This window comes from Shewanella halotolerans, from assembly GCF_019457535.1.
In the GTDB taxonomy this organism is placed as follows: domain Bacteria; phylum Pseudomonadota; class Gammaproteobacteria; order Enterobacterales; family Shewanellaceae; genus Shewanella; species Shewanella halotolerans.
The window spans coordinates 923,066-941,725 of sequence record NZ_CP080417.1; the positions used below are offsets into that span (position 1 = coordinate 923,066).

The following is an 18,660-nucleotide window of genomic DNA, read 5'->3' on the forward strand; positions in this document are numbered from 1 at the left end:
CCGCTTTTCCCGGCGGGTTTTGTTATTCTGTTAGCTAAGCCTGATACCGCTGCCGAAAAGGAATGCCAGCTTGTCTCAACCTCTCTCACCGACTGCCTCTCATGACGCACCTCCCGGCCCTAAGCGGTCAGCACCTCAACCCAAGCGACCAGGAGCGAAGAAAGCCGTTCTGCCCTGGATAGGCGGCTTCCTGCGGCCCTATCGTGGCAAGGTGATCGCCGCCATAGTGTTTCTGTTTATCGGCTCGCTGGCCTGGTTATCTTTGGGCCAAGGGGTGCGCCTCATGGTGGACGAGGGCTTCCTGCGGGAAAATGGCGAGCGGCTCAACGAGATCATCTTGCTGGTGATTGGCATCACCGCGCTGAGCAGCTCCGCCATCTTCTGCCGCTTCTACCTCATGACCTGGCTTGGGGAACGGGTAAGCGCCGATATCCGCCTCAAGGTCTATGATCATCTGCTCAAGTTGTCGCCCGGTTTCTACGCCAGGCTGCGCACCGGCGAGGTGATCTCCCGCTTTACCGCCGATGCCACCCTGTTGCAATCTGTGGTGGGCTCCAGCCTCTCCATGGCGCTGCGCGCCAGCGTCACAGTCGTCGGTGGCCTGGTGATGATGGCGATCACCAGCCTAAAGTTGACGGCACTGGTGCTACTGGCCGTGCCTTTGGTGCTGGGGCCTATCTTCTTCTTCGGCCGTAAGGTGCGCGAGCTGTCTCGTAAAAGCCAAGACAGGGTGGGTGACCTGGGTGCCTATGTGGATGAGTCGCTGCATGAGATCCACACTGTGCAGGCCTATTGCCATGAAGACCGAGACAGACAGCTGTTTTCCGAGCGGGTCGAGGCCGTGATGGAGACGGCCAGGGGGCGCATCAAGTATCGCGCCATTCTCATCTCCTTGGTGATGTTTCTCAGCATACTCGCCATCGCCCTGATCACTTGGGTGGGCGCCAAGGATGTGATGAGCGAGGTGATCACGCCGGGCGAGCTCTCCGCCTTCATGTTCTATGCCGTGATGGTGGCGGGCGCCGTGGCGACCATCAGCGAGGTGATCGGCGAGATCCAGCGTGCCGCCGGTGCGACGGAGCGACTTATCGAGCTGGTGGAGACGCCTATCGACATTCCTCTGGCGCCAAAACCAGTCAGCTTGCCAGCAAAGGTGCGTGGCGAGTTGAGCCTAGAGCAGGTGCGTTTCAGCTATCCTGTTCAGGCCAGTGCCGATAGTGCTGAGGAGATGGAGGCGCAGGCTGGCGTCGAGGTGATCCGTGGCCTGAGCCTGCATATCTCTCCCGGCGAGCGGGTGGCCCTGGTGGGGGCGAGCGGCGCCGGCAAGAGTACCCTGTTTGAGCTGTTGCAGCGCTTCTATCCCCTGGACAGCGGGGTGATAGCCCTGGACGGTATCGACATCGCCAGCCTGCGACCACAGGATCTGCGCCAGCAATATGCCCTGGTGCCCCAGGAGTCGGTGATCTTCGCCACTAGCGTGCTGGAAAATGTGCGTTACGGCCGCCCCGACGCCAGTCTGGAGGAGGTGCAGGCTGCCTGCGTCGCCGCCCGCGCCGATGAATTTATTGCTGATTTTAGCGAGGGCTATCAGACCTATCTGGGTGAACGCGGCGTGCGTCTATCTGGCGGTCAGAAGCAGCGTATCGCCATCGCGCGGGCGATATTGGCCGATAGGCCGGTATTGCTGCTGGATGAGGCCACCAGTGCCCTGGATGCGGTCAGCGAGCAGAAGGTGAAGCAGGCACTGGATGTGCTGATGCAGGGGCGCACCACACTGATCATCGCCCATCGCCTGGCAACTGTGCTCAACGCCGACCGTATACTGGTGATGGATAAGGGGGAGCTGATCGCCAGCGGTACCCATGGCGAGCTGATGCAGAGCAACAGCCTCTACCGCGAGTTCGCCAGCTTGCAGCTACTCTCGGAAGAGGCCTAAAGGATAGGAGAGTGAGATAAGGGCAGACAGGTTATATCTGCTCTTATCTGTTTCTATATTTAGCTAGACTAGCCTCTATGGCCGCCGTGGCCACCACCGCACTGATGGCGGGTTTCTCTGCCGCCATCTTCCACACCGATCTCACCGCCATCTTCAAACAGCTTAAATGCGCCTTGAGTCATATCGTTTTGGGGCGGGGAGTCCAGGTGGCCGAGGCAGGTGTAGCCCACCCGATAGTTGCCGGCAGGCAGATAGCCCATGGCAAAGAACCAGTTGCCATTAATGTCTTGGCGTATGGGGGAGATGGCCACCGGTGAGAAGAGGCCGTCGTCGCGGCTCTGCGCTATGTCGCCCATCTGCGCCAGGCTGGTCACCTCACTCGGGTAGAGATAGGCCATGTGGTAGAACTGGCCGCCCTCGGGGGCACTCGCTGCGTATTGAGTCTCACAATCGGCGATCCATTGAGGATCCATCTCGCCGAAGATGTGTCCCATGGTGTCGTCGTCGATGGAGTAGATACCGTGATGGTTGAGTTGATATTGGCCATCGGAAAGGTGCATTGACTGGTAGAGGTCGATCTCCATGGTCAGGTTAAGGTGCTGATGTTCGCCCAGGGTGAAGTTTGCCATGGGGAGGCGACCATCTTCTATCATCAGCGGGTGCTGGCCCTGGCCGTTTTCGATGAGGCAACCCTGGGCCTGATCGCCATTAACCAGGGTAAAGTGTACGTCGTGATATTGGCCTGCGGGGAGTTCTAGGCCGTCGATCACTCTGTGGCTGTCCATGCCTTGGTAGTCCAGCAGGTTAAACCTGTGCTGGGCCATATCCTGAGTGTGCCGCTGGCCGTGAGCATCTGTCATCACCAGTTTATCGAGCACCAGCTCGACCCGGCTGACCTGACTCATTGGAGAATCGGACAGGGCGATACTCACTGTACCTGTGGCGAGTGGCTCTGGTGGACTGGTGTCATCGGAGCCGCCGCAGCCGCTGAGCATAAGGCCAACGAGGGGGAAGGGTAAAAAAGCTAGGGGTAGAGTTAAGGGTCGCATCTTGAGTAAACCTTTTAATGAGTTTTTTCTAATGGTTTTATTCATTCTAAGGAGTACTTGCACGAAATGTAGGGATTTGCTGGTTAAAATTTGTACTTTGTGAGTGGGCTAACGCTTAGGGCGTTCAGGCGTTGATGGCTTAAATAAAGTGCGATAGGGAGGCGCCTTTTTCACTGGAGAGCTTTATTACATGAGAGCATTATTACAGGAGAGCATTATTACAGAAGAGCGTTAGTGCTTGTGAACCTCAGGCGAGATCCCTGCGTACTGATTTAACGAATTAGTTTAAAGAATTGTTTTTCCAATATACCTCATTAAGTGGAGTATCGCGATGAGATGGCCTGTCACTTTTTCTCTTGTTTGTCTGTTAACCATGCTAACGGCCTGCACCAGCGCGCCCAAGGGGATAGCGCCGGTGGAGGGATTCGAACTCTCCAGATACCTGGGCACCTGGCATGAGATCGCCCGTTTGGATCATGGCTTCGAGCGCGGCCTGAGCCAGGTAACCGCCGAGTATCAACTGCGGGGCGATGGCGGCGTGAGTGTGACCAATCGCGGCTTCGATGCGCAATCACAAAGCTGGAAGAGCGCCGAGGGCAAGGCCTACTTTGTCCAGACGCCCGATATTGGCCACCTCAAGGTCTCCTTCTTCGGTCCCTTCTATGGTGCCTATGTGATCTACCGTCTGGATGCGGATTATCAGTACGCCTTCGTAACCAGCTATAACCGTGACTATCTCTGGCTGCTGGCGCGCTCGCCCGAGGTGGATGAGTCGGTACGACAAGCCTTTATCACCCAGGCCGAGAAGCTGGGGTTCGATACCCAGGCGCTCATTTGGGAGTAATAGAAAGCAGGGAGTAATAGATAGCTGGGCGAAATAGAGCTACTTATCCAACTCAGAGCGAATAAATGTGAGAATAAAAAATGGCGCCCGAGAAGGCGCCCTTTTTATGGCTTTTGAGGCTCAAATTGGTTGATTTAGCTGATTACTTCCTCAACTCACGACGCAGTATCTTACCCACGGTCGACTTGGGCAGTGCAGCCATGAACTCGATTATCTTGGGGAGCTTATAGGCGGCCAGCTGCGCGCGGCAATGTTCGAGCAGGGCCTGCTTAGTGGCATCGTTTGCCAGCTCAGGTTCTCGCAGCACTATGGCGGCCTTGACGGCCTCGCCGCTACGGCTGTCGTCGACGCCAATTACGGCGCACTCCAGCACGCTCTCATGGGCGGCCAGCACATCTTCCACCTCGTTGGGATAGACGTTGAAGCCGGAGACGATGATCATATCCTTCTTGCGATCCACTATCTTGTGCATGCCACCTTCCGTGGCCAGGGCGATATCTCCTGTCTTGAAGAACCCATCGCTGGTCATCACCTTGGCGGTCTCCTCTGGCTTCTGCCAGTAGCCGCTCATCACCTGTGGCCCCTTGACCGCCAGCTCGCCTATCTCACCCTGAGGCACCTCCTGCTCGTTGGCGTCGAGGATCTTCACCTGAGTGTCGATCACCGGGCGACCTATGGTGCCAAGACACTCGAGTCCCGGCGCGTTGAGGGAGACCACGGGCGAAGTTTCCGACAGGCCATAACCTTCGGAGATGGTGCAACCTGTGGTGGACTGCCAGATGCTGGCCGCCGCCTGAGTGAGCGCCGTGCCACCAGAAATGGTGATCTTAAGGTGACTAAAGTCCAGCGCCTGGAAGGACTGCTGATGGCACAGACCGACAAACAGGGTGTTGAGGCCGGCAAAGCCGGTGAAGGGATGCTGGGACATGGTCTGAATAAGCGCGCTGATATCTCTCGGGTTGGGGATGAGTACGCTGCATCCGCCCTGCTCGAAGTAGACGAAGTTCACCATGAAGGCATAGATATGGTAGATGGGCAGGGGCGCGATAAAGATCTCCTCGCCCTCGACAAATTTACTGGCCAGGCGCGACTGCACCTGCAGCATATTGGCCAGCAGGTTGCTGTGGCTCAGCATGGCGCCCTTGGAGAGGCCCGTGGTGCCGCCCGTGTATTGCAGCGCCGCCAGGCTCTGCTGCGCGACCTCTACCGGGCGGTACTCAGCCTGGCTGCCCAGGGCCAATACCTGGTTAAAACCTATGTGGGCGAGCTGGCTGTCGGCCTGGGGTTGGGTTGCTATCAGATCCAGCGGGTGGGTAGAAATTACCGTTTCTATCTGGGTCTCGGGGATCACAGCTTCCAGGGTTGGCAGCAGATCGCTCAGCACCACCAAGGCCTTGGCATCCGAGTCTCTGTATTGGTGGATCAGTTCTCGCTGGGTATACAAGGGATTAGTGTTGACCAGTATCATGCCGGCCCTGAGCGCGCCATAGGCGGCGATAACAAACTGGGTGATGTTGGGCAGCTGGATGGCGACCTTGTCGCCCACCACAAGCTGGGTATGTTGTTGCAGGTAGGCGGCAAAGTAGCGGGAGTCGCGTTCTATATCGGCAAAACTGCTGGCCTTGCCCAGACACACATAGGCTGTCTTGTCGCCATAGCGCTCGGCGGCCGTTTCGATCAGATTGATCAGTGATGCATATTTTTCCAGATCTACATGGGCATGTGAGTCATAGGCCATGGACGCGTCTCCTTTGCTTATTATTGTCGGTATTCTTGGGCGCAGCTAAAAATCAAACAGGTGTTTAGACTGTGCTAAAACGCGCCTAAGGTCAACCTCTGTCGGCCTAAAATAAAACAATCGTTTAACCCTTATCTGTCTGTTTAATATCGCTATTTTTATAGCGTGACAAAACCTGTCTGGTCTGACCTGATGGAGCCGTTATTATCGGGTATTGGGAGAGGGATAAAGAGTGAGGCGTGAAAGCGATAGAAAGAGCATTTGATTAAGTGTTGGCCCCGGTGGCCAGTAACACCACCGAGGCACACTCGAGTCCTTAGAAGGCGCTCAGGCTAAAGAAGGGACTGGCCTGGGAGACCTTCTCCTTGGGGTTACTCAGGTTGGTGACCGTAAAGGCGATGGTCTGTTTCTGCAGCTTAACGCCGACAAAGTCCGCCTGCTTCTGTTCGAAAACAGTCACCGGATAGCTCAGCTGTTCACCGGCCTTGATCATCACCTGCTGTGAGGTCTCCTTGGCGAAGCCGTGGTTGCCAGTGTCCTTTAGGCTGATAAGGTACTGGTGATCCTGCTGGGTCTTGTTGCGGATCTTCAGGGTGTAGCTGTTTTCGATGCGGCCGTCACCTACCTCGCGGTAGAGGCTCTGGCGGTCGCGGATGACGTTGAGATCTATGCTCTGGTGGCGATAGAGATCCAGGGCGAACACGCTGAGCATGATGATCACCGCGATGCCATAGCCGACAAACTTGAAGGAGGTAAAACGTTTCACTTCCTTCTTCTGCAGCTCGTTCTCGCTGGCGTAGCGGATCAAGCCCTTGTCATAGCCGAACTTGTCCATGGTCTGGTCGCAGGCATCGACGCAGGCACCGCAGTTGATGCACTCATATTGCAGGCCGTTACGAATATCTATCCCCGTGGGGCAGACATCGACACACAGATTACAGTCGACGCAGTCGCCGAGATCGGTAGCCTGTTTGCGTTTTCGCGGGCCGCGAGACTCGCCGCGAGCGGCGTCATAGGAGACGGTGAGGGTATTGGCGTCGAACATGGCCGACTGAAAGCGGGCGTAGGGACAGCAGTGCAGGCACATCTGCTCACGCATCCAGCCCGCGTTGAGGTAGGTACACAGGGCGAAGAACCAGACCCAGGCGGTGACCCAGAAACTGGCGCTTAGGGTAAAGATCTGTGGATAGAGCTCGCTGGCCGGGATGAAGTAGGCGATGAAACCACAGCCGGTGATCAGCCCCGCCAATGCCCAGGCCAGATGCTTGGCGCCGCGTTTAAGCACCTTCTCAACACTCCAGGGAGCCTTATCCAGGGCGTGACGCTTGTTGCTGTTGCCCTCAATCTGCCGCTCTATCCAGACGAAGGCGAAGCTCCAGCTGGTCTGAGGGCAGAGGTAGCCACACCAGACACGGCCCCAGAAGACTGTGACGAAGAAGAGGGCGAAGGCGGCGATGATAAACAGCCAGGCCAGCAGGGTGAAATCCTGCGGCCACAGGGTCAGGTTGAAGAAGTGAAACTCCTGACGCTCCACGTCCAAGAGGATCGCCTGGCGTCCCTGATAGGGGATGAAGGGCAACAGGAAGAAGAACAGGATAAGCAGGCTATTGAGGCCCGTGCGCAGACGCTGAAAGCGTCCCTTCTGTTCTTTTATGTGTATCTTACCGCGCTGCACCGGCAAATTGGTCACGGGGATGGCCTGGCCCAGGGCGGCCTTGGTGGCGATTGGGTTCTCTGTACTGCTGAGATCTTGACTCATTGGCTTTCCAAACTCTTGCTAGGGGAATTGCCGACAGCCAATGCAAGTTGGGAACCAAGTTTTGTTGCTTTGTAAGTGTTTGAAACTAAATTGGTTTAATTCATCTTCTCTATTTTGGTTTAGCGATATATCGTGCTTTGGCGATATATCGCTAATCTGTATGCGATCACTCAAGACGCTTTAGGCCGGACGCTTGATCCCCAGCTTGAGCATACGGGATCTCAGGGTGCTGGCGGGCAGCCCGAGCAAATTGGCGGCGCCGTTGGGGCCCGAGATTCGCCAGTTGAGCCGCTTCAGGGTGCGGCGGATATGGGCGGCCTCGACCTGCTGCAGGGTCTGAAACTCCCCCTTGTCCTGAGGCTGCGGCTCGGCCTGTAGCGCGGGGATCTGTAGGATCTGACCGTGACAGAGTATGGTCTGACGCTCGATAACGTTCTGCAGCTCACGCACGTTGCCGGGCCAGTGATAGGCCATCAGGTGCTGCATGCCTTGCTTGCTGACCCCTTTGATCTTCTTACCCAGCTTGTGGTTTAAGTTGAGCAGGATATCGCTGACCAATAGTGGAATATCTTGCAGCCGCTCCCTGAGGGGCGGCACATGCAGCGGGAACACATTGAGGCGATAGTAGAGATCCATGCGGAACAGCCCTTGTTCTACTCGCTTAAGCAGATCGTGATGGGTGGCGGTCACCAGGCGGATATCCACCTTGATGGGTGTGCTGCTGCCCACTCGCTCGAACTCCTGCTCCTGGATCACCCTGAGCAGCTTAGACTGGGCCTCGAGGGAAAGCTCGGCCACCTCATCGAGAAATAGCGTGCCCTGGTGGGCCAACTCGAATCGCCCCTTGCGGCGGCTGGTGGCGCCGGTGAAGGCGCCCTTCTCGTGGCCGAAGAGCTCGCTCTCTAATAGGGTGGGGGAGAAGGCGGCGCAGTTGACGCTCACCAGGGGCTGATCGCTGCGATCGCTGAGCGCATGTATGTTGCGGGCCACTAACTCCTTACCTGTACCGTTCTCGCCGTTGATCAGCACGGTACTGCTGGTGTTGGCCACCAGTTTTATCTGCTGGATAAGCGACTGTATCGTCTCGCTCTCGCCCGAGATATTGACCTCCTGACGATGGCTGGCCAGCTCGGTGAGCAGGTAGTCATTCTCGTTGGCCAGCTTCTCCGACAGGGCCTGTACCTGCTTGAGCGCCTCCCTGAGTGAGGCTTCTGTTTGCTTCTGAATGCTGATATCGCGAAATATCGCGACCACGCCTATGAGGCGATCGTTCTTGTAGACGGGGGTCGAGGTGTAGTGCACCGGGAAGCTGCTGCCGTCCTTGCGCCAGAAGAGATCATGGCTGATCTCCCGGGCGATGCCGTCGTGCAGCGTGTTGTAGATGGGGCACTCTTCCTGGGGATAGGGGCTGCCATCGGCGTGGCTGTGGTGGTGACAGTCGTGGATGTTCTTACCCAGCAACTCTTCGGCCTTCCAGCCCGTCATCCGCTCGGCGGCAGGGTTGATAAAGACGGCATTGCCCTCTAGGTCGAAGCCGTAGATCCCTTCGCCTACCGCGTTAAGTAGCAGTTTGTTCTCGGGTAGAAAGTCCACATGGGCATCATCGACCCTTGGGTGTTTACAAGCCATGTTCGCCGCTCCTTGCTGGCAATGATTGTTGTGCTATCTCACTCTTAATGTGAGGCCTGTATGCTAGTCGTGGAGAGTCATTTTCGAACAGTTACTCTTCGTAAGTCTCGAGAAAAGTCACTTATTTAATGTCGCTCAGCCTTTAAATGCTCATTTTAACTAACCTCTCACTTAGCCCCTATATTAGCTCGTTTTCTTGAATGGCGTCATCAAGCCTTTCCACGATATTTCGCTAATCTATCCTGGTTGCTCTGGCACTATTGCTAGATCGCCTGTCTAGAAGACCACTTTGCTATCTCCTTAGAGGTAGATGTTAATCACCGGTTAACGTTTTTTGCATCTTTTGAATATTTGCTTTAATCGAAACTGTTTGAGCTTTAATGATTAATCTTTTTGGGGTTTTATCGTGAACTCTACGTATTTGTTCGATTTTTAGTCTGCCAGTGTCTCCTGCTCTCGTCTAAATTAGACCAATTAGTATTAGCAATTATTTTTTGTTTGTTATAAAAGTGTAAATGAAATGTATTCATTTCACTCTGGGGTATGCCTGTGGTGGTTCGTGTGAGAAAGACGCGAATGATGGCGAAATATAAAAAAAACTATGCGGGAAAAATGATGACAACACATAAAAATAAAGGTTTCGGCGTGAGTGCGCTGAGTTTTGCCATCTCATTGGCATTGACAGGGTCGTTAGCGAGTACACAGGCATTTGCCGATGATCAGCAGGCAGAAGCGTCTCAGAATATTGAAAAAATTGCCGTAGTGGGAACACGTTCTGCGCCACGCTCTATCGGCGATTCGCCGGTACCTATCGATATCATCAGCAGCGATGATCTGAAGAAGAATGGTTCTACCGACATGATCGACATGCTGGTCACCACGGTGCCATCTTTCAACTCCCGTGCCCAGCCCATCAGTGATGCGGCAACCCTGATCCGTCCGGTCAACCTGCGTGGTCTGCCGTCAGATAGCACCCTGGTATTGGTCAACGGCAAACGTCGTCACCGCGCCTCGGTGATCGCCTTCCAGGGCGGTGGCATCAACGATGGCGCCCAGGGCCCGGATATCTCGGTCATTCCGAGTGCGGCGCTAAAACAAGTTGAGGTGCTGCGTGATGGTGCAGCGGCGCAATATGGTTCAGATGCCATTGCCGGTGTGATGAACTTTGTGCTCAAAGATGATGCCGAAGGCGGCTCTATCACGGTCGGCCAAGGCGAATACTATGAGGGTGACGGTGCCACCACCACTATCGATGCCAACGTGGGACTCCCTCTGTCTGACGCTGGTTTCGTTAACCTTAGCCTGCAATACAAGAATGCCGATGCGACCAGCCGCAGCATGCAGCGTCCGGATGCGGCCAACCTGATTGAGCAGGGCAACACCTTCGTCCAAGACCCTGCCCAGATTTGGGGTAACCCTGAGATCAAGGATGACTACAGCTTCTTCCTTAACTCTGGCTACGACATCAACGACAATGCGCGCCTATATGCCTTTGGTAACCTCTCTTCGCGCGATGTGGTCGGTGGTTTCTATTATCGTAACCCCCACAATCGCGGCAACGTCTACTCGTTAGATGGCGGTGAAACCCTGTTGGTGGGTGCGGTCAATGGCGATCCTTCGACCTGTGCCGTGGTGCCAATTCCAAAGAATGCAGATGGTAGCGACGGTAACGTGCTCGAGACTGATGCCTACAAGGCGATGCTGGCCGATCCTAACTGTTTCGCCATGAACCAGTTGCGTCCGGGCGGTTATACGCCGCAGTTTGCCGGTACTGTGGAAGACACCTCTTTCTTCGCCGGTGTTAAAGGCGAGCTAGGTGCCTGGAACTATGATTTCAGCGCGGGTATGGGTAACAACAAGTCGACCTTCAGCCTGAAGAACTCGCTTAACCCGTCACTGGGCTTAGACACACCCACCGACTTTGAAACCGGTGCCTATGAGCAGGCCGAGACCACGGTGAACCTGGACTTCTCGCGCATGCTCACCCTGGGTAGCGTCGAAGATATCAGCTTCGCCACAGGTTTCGAGTGGCGTGAAGAGTCGTTCGAGATTACTCAGGGCGAGGAAGCCTCTTGGATTGCTGGCCCATACGCCGACCAGGGCTTCAACATTGGCTCTCACGGCTTCAAGGGTTTCGGCCCAGAGTCTGCTGGCAAGAACTCGCGTAACAACATAGGCGTCTATGCCGACATGGAAGCCTATCTGGGCGAGCGCTGGTTGCTTGGCGCCGCGCTGCGTTACGAGGACTTCTCTACCTTCGGTGACACCCTGAACTACAAGCTGACCGCTCAGTTCACGGCTACCGACGATCTCTCTTTCCGCGCGTCACACAGCACAGGTTTCCGTGCGCCGACCGTGGGTCAGGAGAACGTGGTTAACACTCAGACCTCTATCGTTAACGGTGACCTGATCCAGACCTTTATTGCGCCGCCAACCGATCCGCTGTCGGCCTTCTATGGCGGTAAGGTGCTTAAGCCTGAGGAGTCTGTCAGCTATGCCCTCGGCGCCGTGTTCGAGCACGAAAACCTCTTCGTGACTCTGGATTACTACAATATCGAGGTGACAGGACGTATCGCGCAGTCGAGCCAGATCGAGGTTGAGGCGAAAGACTATGACGCGCTGCGCGCCGCCGGTGTCGAGTTCCCAGAGCTGATCTCTGCGGTGACTTACTACACCAACGACTTCGATACCACGACTCAGGGTATCGATCTGGTGGCCTCATACGACACTCAGCTGTTGTCGGGCGATACCAAGTTCAGCCTGGCCTATGGCTGGACTGATACCAGCGTCGACAAGTACAACCCAAATACCACAGATGAGGGTAAGGTGCGTCGTCTAGAAGATGGTATTCCGGCTCACCGTGCGACCCTGACCTGGGCACAGTCTTGGGACAGATTCAGCATGTCGCTGCGTGGTAACTACTTCGGTGAGTACTATGCGACTCACGCCGACGACACCTCGGATTGGGGCTCTGAGATGGCCGATTCTGCGGTGACCGTGGATCTGGAGCTAAGCTATCAGTTCCTCGATAGCTTGACCGTCTCTATCGGTGCCAACAACCTGTTCGATCAGGAGGCGCAGAAGCTGAAAGACGGTACCCGTGGTGAGCTAGGTGCGATCTACTATGAGAGTGGCCCGTTCGATTACAACGGTGGCTACTACTATGGTCGCGTGAACTACCGCTTCTAATCTCGGCGTCCTAGGCGTTAGTGATTAAAATCACCAGGCGCTAGCAATTGAAATGATAAGAAGGCTGCTTTGCAGCCTTCTTTTTTTGGGTTGAATACAACTGCCGCGAGAAGGGGGGCGCTGAGCATAAACCTGCGGAAATTTCGCAACTTTATCAAGCATCAGACTAGTCGCGGGGAGGCAGGGCGCTGAGCAGATCATCGATTGACAGCACTTTTGGCAGGACTAAGCCATCGGGGTGAGCCTGACTGTAGACGATGTTAAAGGGCACGCCATAGGCCTGATACTGAGTCAGGTAGGCCTCTATCCTGGCATCGCTCTGGGTGAGATCGCCGCGCATCAACACCATATCCTTATCCTTTAGCCGCTCAACCACCACGGCCTGATGCAGTACCCTATCCTTGTTGGCCTTACAGATGTTGCACCAGTCGGCGCTGACATCCACAAACACCGTCTTGCCCTGGGCCAGTTGGTCTGGGATAGCATTTGGACTTAGCGACTGCCACACCAGCTGCTTGTAGGTATCATCGCCGGCCTTGGGGGCAATAAAGTAACTCACGGCGCCGTTGATTAGCGCAAACACCAGTAGCACTGCCAGTACACCCGTCGGGATCTGGCTGCCCTTGAGCTTCTTGTAGCTGAGCCAGGTAAATAGCCCGAGTAGCAGGCTTAGGGTGAGGGCGCTGACCAGTAAGATGTTGTTCATTGTGATGCCTGGTGTCCTATGGTTGATGATGAGTGGTTGCTTGATGACGTGAATTGCCAGGGCACAGCTTGTTATTTGCCGCGCCATCATGATACCCCTTCTGACTCCATGCAAGCGTCCTAAGTTCAAAAGCTTATCTCGACCACGGTGGCGCCCAGCCGCCTGAGTGCTTGTCATAAATATGACATCCTACTGAAGTAATCTGCTGCTAATGGAAATTCTTTTTAAGCCCTGCCAATAGCTTGCCGCCGGTACTAATCGCCTCGCGCTAGCCTGTGGCGTGGCAAAGATGCAATGAAGCCGCCGTTTCCCTGCGCTCAAAGGAGTAGTCGAGTGTCTCCCAATTCCGACAAGATGTTTATCGACAAGGAACTGTCCTGGTTGTCGTTTAATGAACGCGTGTTGCAAGAAGCCTGCGACAGCGAGGTACCGCTGGTAGAGCGGGTGCGTTTTCTGGGGATATTTTCCAGCAACATGGATGAGTTCTTCAGGGTCAGGGTCGCCCAGGTGCGCCGCAGCATCATGCTGTCGAGCCTGCAAGATGGCCGCAGCAATAGCCGTCACCTGATGGCCAAAATCCAGACCCGGGTGCTGGCATTGCAGGAGCGCTTCGACAGCATCTACACCGAGTTGATGCGCGAGCTTATTCGCCGCAACATACTGCTGATCAACGAGGGGCAGCTGAGTGACTTTCACAGTCAGTGGTTAAGGGTCTATTTTCGCGACCACCTCAAGCGTCATATCGCGCCGCTGATCATTGGTAACAATAGATCTATGGTGAAACACCTCACCGACAACGCCACCTACCTAGCGGTGTGTCTGCACAGCAAGGACAGGCGCCAATATGCCCTGGTGGAGGTGCCTACCAAGAACGTGCCCCGTTTTGTCGAGCTGCCAACCGGCAAGCCTAAGAGTAAGAAGTATCTGATCTTATTGGATAACATCATACGTCACTGCCTGGATGACCTGCTCTCGCCCTTCTTCGAGTATGAGTCTATCGACGCCTATTCGATGAAGCTGACCCGCGACGCCGAGTTCGACATTGCCGACGAGTTGGATCAGAGCCAGCTGGAGAAGATGACCCGCGGCCTCAAGCAGCGCCTCACCGCCGAGCCGGTGCGCCTGGTGTATGACAGACAGATGCCTGAGCATATGCTGGCGATGATCAAGGAGCAGTTGGGGATCAGCTCCACAGAGTGTCTGGTGCCCGGCGGGCGTTACCACAGTTTCAAGGACTTCATCGCCTTCCCCAATCCAGGGCGCAAGTATCTGGAGAATGCCAAGTTGCCGGCCCTGGACAGCGCAGGTTTCCAGCGCTGCAGCAATAGTTTCGATGCCATCGCCCGCGGCGATATCATGCTCAACTATCCCTACCATAAGTTCTCGCACTTTACCGAGATGGTGCGTCAGGCGGCTTACGACCCGGCGGTGAAGTTTATCAAGATCAACCTCTACCGGGTGGCCAAGAAGTCGCGGGTGATGCACTCGCTGATGGATGCGGTGAAGAACGGCAAGCAGGTGACCGCGGTGATCGAGCTCAGGGCGCGCTTCGACGAGGAGCACAACATAGAATGGACCCGGATCCTGGCCGAGGCCGGGGTCAAGGTGCATCATGGTATCCCTAGCCTTAAGGTGCACTCTAAGCTGTGTTTAATTGGCCGGGAAGAGCAGGGCGAGACCCGCCTCTACTGTCACATCGGCTCGGGTAACTTCAACGAGGGCACCGCCAAGGTCTACACGGATCTGTCGCTGTTTACCGCCAATCAGGAGATAGCCCGTGAGGTGGAGCAGGTGTTCGATCTGATTGAGCATCCATATCGGCGCGACAACTTCCAGCACCTGCTGGTCAGCCCCTTCGATGCCAGGCAGAAGCTGACGGCGCTTATCGATCGTGAGATCCTTAATGCCCGCTGTGGCGGCAAGGCGGCCATCACCCTCAAGCTCAACAACCTGGTGGACGAGCAGCTGATCAACAAGCTATATGAGGCCTCTATGGCCGGGGTCGGCGTTAAGCTGATCATTCGCGGCATGTGTTCATTGGTGCCGCAGATCCCGGGGATCAGCGATAACATTCAGGTGATCAGCATAGTGGATCGCTTCCTGGAGCACTCTCGCGTCATGGTGTTCCACGCCGGCGGCGAGAATCTGGTGTTCCTCTGCTCCGCCGACTGGATGAGCCGCAACATAGACAGCCGCATCGAGGTGAGTACTCCCATCTATGATCCCGAACTGAAGCAGATGATCATCGACATACTGCAGCTGCAGCTGGGTGACAACACCAAGGCGAGGATCATCAACCAAGATCAGAGTAACCCCTATCGCGGCCGCGGCAATAAGCGTAAGGTAAGATCTCAAATCGCCATACATCAATATCTTAGCCAGTATGAGAAACAGGCCAAGGCACGCATCAAAGCCGAAGAGACATCGAGCGAGCCTAAGCCCAATTACCCGCTGCTGGCCGCCAGCTAGCCCCTATTGGAGGAACTTTGGCCCTAGTCACACAACGCCATTTTGTCGCTATCGACATGGGCTCAAATAGTTTTCATCTCATGATTGCCAGGGAGCAGGACGGTAGCCTGCAGATCCTCCACAGGGAGAAGGAGCAGGTCCGTCTGGCTCAGGGCCTTAACGCCGAGGGCTACCTGTCTGACGAGGCGATGGCCCGTGGCCTAGAATGCCTGAGAAACTTCGGTCAGCGTTTTTCCGATCTCCTTGAGACTCAGATCCGCCTGGTGGCGACCCATACTCTGAGGGTGGCCAAGAACCGCGACAAGTTTCTTAAGGCGGCGCTGAAGATCATCCCCTTTCCCATCGAGGTGATCTCCGGCCACGAAGAGGCCAGGCTTATCTACTCGGGTATCGCCCAGAGTCAGGTGCTGGCGCAGAGCAATCTGGTGATTGATATCGGCGGCGGCTCCACCGAGGTGGTGATCGGCGAGAAACACCTGCCGGTGAAACTCTCCAGCCTGCGCTGCGGCTGCGTCAGCTTTAACGAGCGCTTCTTCGAAGATGGTACATTGACCCCGGCGGCATTTCGCGCCGCCCAGGCCGCTGCCGACAGGCAGTTCTCCTCGCTTTCCAAGGAATATTTCGAGGCCGATTGGGAGCTGGTGTTGGGCAGCTCGGGTTCGGTCAAGGCGATCTGCGAGGCCTTGGCGGAACTGTCGCGGCGGGAGAGGCTGGCTGGCGAGGTCGCCAGTGAAGAGACACAAGAGAGCGATATCGAACCCGGCCACTATGCCCCCGTGACCCTGAGTCAGCTTAAGCGCCTCAAGCGCTTGCTGATAGAAGCGGGTCATGTGGACAGGCTAGATTTTGCCAATATCGACCGCAAGCGCATCATACTGGTGCCGGCGGGGCTGGCCATTCTGCTCAGCTTCTTTCGCCGCCTGGAGATCCAGCAGCTTAGCTTTACGCCCGCGGCCCTGCGCGAAGGCGTGCTCTACGAGCTGGCGCAGATAGGTCAGTATCATGATGTGCGCCATCGCACCGTAGACAGCATTGCTCAGCTCTATCATGTGGATATGGCTCAAGGCGCCAGGGTATGTAAAAGCGCCATGGCGCTGTTCGAGTCGGTGGCCGATGCCTGGGAGATCCGTCCCCAGGCGAGGCTGCTGGCCTATGCCGCGACCCTGCATGAAATAGGCATACATATCAACTCCCGCTCCCATCATAAGCATGGCGGCTATATCATAGCCAACAGCGATCTGCCGGGCTTTAGCCAGGATCTGCAGCAGGATCTGGCGCTGCTTATTGGCAATCAGCGAAAGAAGCCGCAGTTCGAGCAGCTCAACGCCCTGCCGGATGGAAGGCGCCAACTGATGGTGCGCTTGTTGTGTCTGCTGCGCCTCGCCATCCTGGTCAATCTCGGCCGGGTCGCCCAGAGCCTGCGCCTAAGCTGCGCGCCGCTGGACACCAACGAGCTGGCGCTGCTGCCCGAGCAAAGCGCGCGGGTGGACCTGCTGCTTAAGGATCTCAAGCGGGAGAAGAAGCATATGCGCGAGCTGGGGCTCAGCCTGCGGCTGGAGAGCTAAGCGGGGCACTACAAGGGCCGTTAATTCGCTGGCGGCTCTTCTCCGATTCGTGAAAAATTTGTTTGCAATTGATGCTTTGCGACGCTTTGGGATTCTTTGTAAGCTGACCGGCCCAAATCGACAATAACAATAATAGGACGCGCTCCATGGCTGATATTTTTACGCGGCGACACTCAGGTCAAAACTATTCTAGTCAAGATCACTTGAGTCAAAATCCATTCAATCATCAGACTCATTTCCTATCGAGACTCAAGCTCTCCAAGCAATTGTTGGGCGCGGCTGGCCTGTCGCTGCTTCTGAGCCTTCCCGGTCAGGCGGCTCAGGAAAAATCTAACGGCAAGCCTGCCAAGACAGAGGCACAGGCGCCAGAGGCCAAGGTCTATCAAACCACGGGTCAGGTGAAGATCAATGGCGAGCGGGTGCACTATGAGACCATCGCCTCGGAAACCATCTTAGAAGATGACAAGGATAAGCCGCTGGCCAGCATCTTCTCGGTCACCTATCTGCGCACCAAGATTGAATCAGGTCAGCCACACCCGGTGACCTTCGTGTTTAACGGCGGGCCCGGCTCGGCCTCGCTGTGGCTGCACATGGGGCTGTTTGGGCCTAAGCGTGTGGTGGTGCCTGGTGATGCCAAGGACGATGGCGCCGCGCCTTATCGCTTAGTGGATAACGAATTTTCCATGCTGGATAAGTCGGATCTGGTGTTTATCGATCCCGTGGGCACAGGCTTTAGCCGCGCCCTGGGTGAACACAAGGGCCAGGACTTCTGGGGGGTGAAAGAGGATGCTCAGTCGATTGCCGAGTTTATTCGCCGCTGGCTGATTGAACATGGCCGCTGGAACTCGCCCAAGTATATCGCCGGTGAGAGTTATGGCACCACCCGCGCCGCCGCATTGGTCGACGAGCTGCAATCAGGCTGGACAGATATCTCGGTCAATGGCGTCATGCTGATCTCATCCATTCTCGATTTTAGCCATGCCCGCTATCAGCCCGGCAACAATCAGCCTTACATCGGCTTCCTGCCGACCATGGCGGCCACCGCTTTCTACCATGACAGGGTTGCTGCGGCCGATAAGGCGATGGGGCTGAGCGCCTTCGTCGAGGCGGCGCGTCAGTTTGCGATGAACGATTATGCCCTGGCGCTGCTTAAGGGCAGTCGTCTGCCCCAAGCTCAATACCAGGCGGTGCGCCAGCAGCTGGCACGCTTTACCGGACTGACAGAGAACTACCTGGACAGGGTGAACCTGAGAGTCAGCGCTAGCCGCTACACCAAGCAGCTGCTCAGGGATGAAGATCGCACCGTGGGGCGTTTGGACAGCCGTTATCTGGGCGTAGACTATGACAGCGGCGGCGAGCGCACCGATGCCGATCCATCTGGCTATGGCATAGATGGCGCCTATACTGCCGCGATTCATCAATATCTGTATCAGGATCTGGGGGTGAAGATCACCCGTCCCTTTAACGTGCTCTCGGTCGATGTTAACCGTGGCTGGAACTGGAACATCAGCGGCAAGCAGATGCACTATGTGAATGTCGCCCCCTATCTCGGTCGCGCCCAGCGGGAAAACAAGGATTTCAGAATCCTGGTGGCCAATGGCTACTATGATTTTGCTACCCCCTTCTTCGCCACCGAGAACACCCTGGCCGATAACGGCATAGACAATAGCCGCGTGGAGATGCACTACTACGAGGCGGGCCATATGATGTATATTGAGCCCTCGTCGCTAAAGGCGCTGGCTAAGGATATTCGCCAGTTCTATCAGGCGGACTAAT

The 18,660-nt window shown here is 55.9% G+C and carries 11 protein-coding genes; 6 read left to right on the top strand and 5 right to left on the bottom strand.

Annotated elements, in window-relative coordinates:
- The first annotated feature begins 70 nt into the window (after positions 1-70).
- Entirely contained in the window at positions 71-1,936 is a 1,866-nt protein-coding gene (locus K0H81_RS04140) for an ABC transporter transmembrane domain-containing protein (protein ID WP_220059999.1), read from the top strand.
- 68 nt (positions 1,937-2,004) lie between these two features.
- Here K0H81_RS04140 and K0H81_RS04145 read toward each other — a convergent pair whose 3' ends face one another.
- Positions 2,005-2,985 carry a DUF4382 domain-containing protein gene (locus tag K0H81_RS04145; RefSeq protein ID WP_220060000.1) on the bottom strand — a complete coding sequence of 327 codons (981 nt, stop codon included), beginning with the start codon at positions 2,983-2,985 and terminating at the stop codon, positions 2,005-2,007.
- Positions 2,986-3,316: 331 nt separating this feature from the next.
- Here K0H81_RS04145 and K0H81_RS04150 point away from each other — a divergent pair, with 331 nt between their 5' ends.
- The gene (locus K0H81_RS04150) at positions 3,317-3,829 is read left to right on the top strand and encodes a lipocalin family protein (RefSeq protein WP_220060001.1); all 513 of its coding nucleotides are present in this window, start codon (positions 3,317-3,319) and stop codon (positions 3,827-3,829) included.
- Positions 3,830-3,971: 142 nt separating this feature from the next.
- On the opposite strand, the gene K0H81_RS04155 is transcribed toward K0H81_RS04150, so the two are convergent.
- The 3 genes from K0H81_RS04155 to K0H81_RS04165 form a co-directional block, all read right to left on the bottom strand.
- Positions 3,972-5,567 (bottom strand): AMP-binding protein, encoded by a 1,596-nt coding sequence (locus K0H81_RS04155; RefSeq protein ID WP_220060002.1) that lies wholly within the window; start codon positions 5,565-5,567, stop codon positions 3,972-3,974.
- A gap of 316 nt (positions 5,568-5,883) precedes the next feature.
- Positions 5,884-7,326: a cytochrome c oxidase accessory protein CcoG gene (ccoG, locus tag K0H81_RS04160; protein ID WP_220060003.1), complete on the bottom strand. Its 1,443-nt coding sequence runs from the start codon at positions 7,324-7,326 to the stop codon at positions 5,884-5,886.
- A 180-nt stretch (positions 7,327-7,506) separates the two neighbouring features.
- Positions 7,507-8,955 (bottom strand): sigma-54 interaction domain-containing protein, encoded by a 1,449-nt coding sequence (locus K0H81_RS04165; RefSeq protein WP_220060004.1) that lies wholly within the window; start codon positions 8,953-8,955, stop codon positions 7,507-7,509.
- A 612-nt stretch (positions 8,956-9,567) separates the two neighbouring features.
- Between K0H81_RS04165 and K0H81_RS04170 the strand changes: the two genes are divergently transcribed.
- On the top strand, positions 9,568-12,144 hold the full coding sequence (locus K0H81_RS04170) for a TonB-dependent receptor plug domain-containing protein (RefSeq protein ID WP_220060005.1): 2,577 nt from the start codon (positions 9,568-9,570) through the stop codon (positions 12,142-12,144).
- A gap of 166 nt (positions 12,145-12,310) precedes the next feature.
- On the opposite strand, the gene K0H81_RS04175 is transcribed toward K0H81_RS04170, so the two are convergent.
- A complete protein-coding gene (locus K0H81_RS04175; protein ID WP_220060006.1) occupies positions 12,311-12,850 on the bottom strand; it encodes a thioredoxin family protein in 540 nt (179 codons plus the stop codon).
- A 333-nt stretch (positions 12,851-13,183) separates the two neighbouring features.
- Between K0H81_RS04175 and ppk1 the strand changes: the two genes are divergently transcribed.
- The 3 genes from ppk1 to K0H81_RS04190 all read left to right on the top strand — a co-directional run bounded on the left by ppk1 (position 13,184) and on the right by K0H81_RS04190 (position 18,659).
- A complete protein-coding gene (gene ppk1 / locus K0H81_RS04180; protein WP_220060007.1) occupies positions 13,184-15,319 on the top strand; it encodes a polyphosphate kinase 1 in 2,136 nt (711 codons plus the stop codon).
- A 56-nt stretch (positions 15,320-15,375) separates the two neighbouring features.
- A complete protein-coding gene (locus K0H81_RS04185; RefSeq protein ID WP_258406442.1) occupies positions 15,376-16,884 on the top strand; it encodes a Ppx/GppA phosphatase family protein in 1,509 nt (502 codons plus the stop codon).
- Between the two features lie 146 nt (positions 16,885-17,030).
- Positions 17,031-18,659, top strand: a complete 1,629-nt coding sequence (locus K0H81_RS04190) for a S10 family peptidase (protein ID WP_220060009.1) — start codon at positions 17,031-17,033, stop codon at positions 18,657-18,659.
- Position 18,660: the final 1 nt, after the last annotated feature.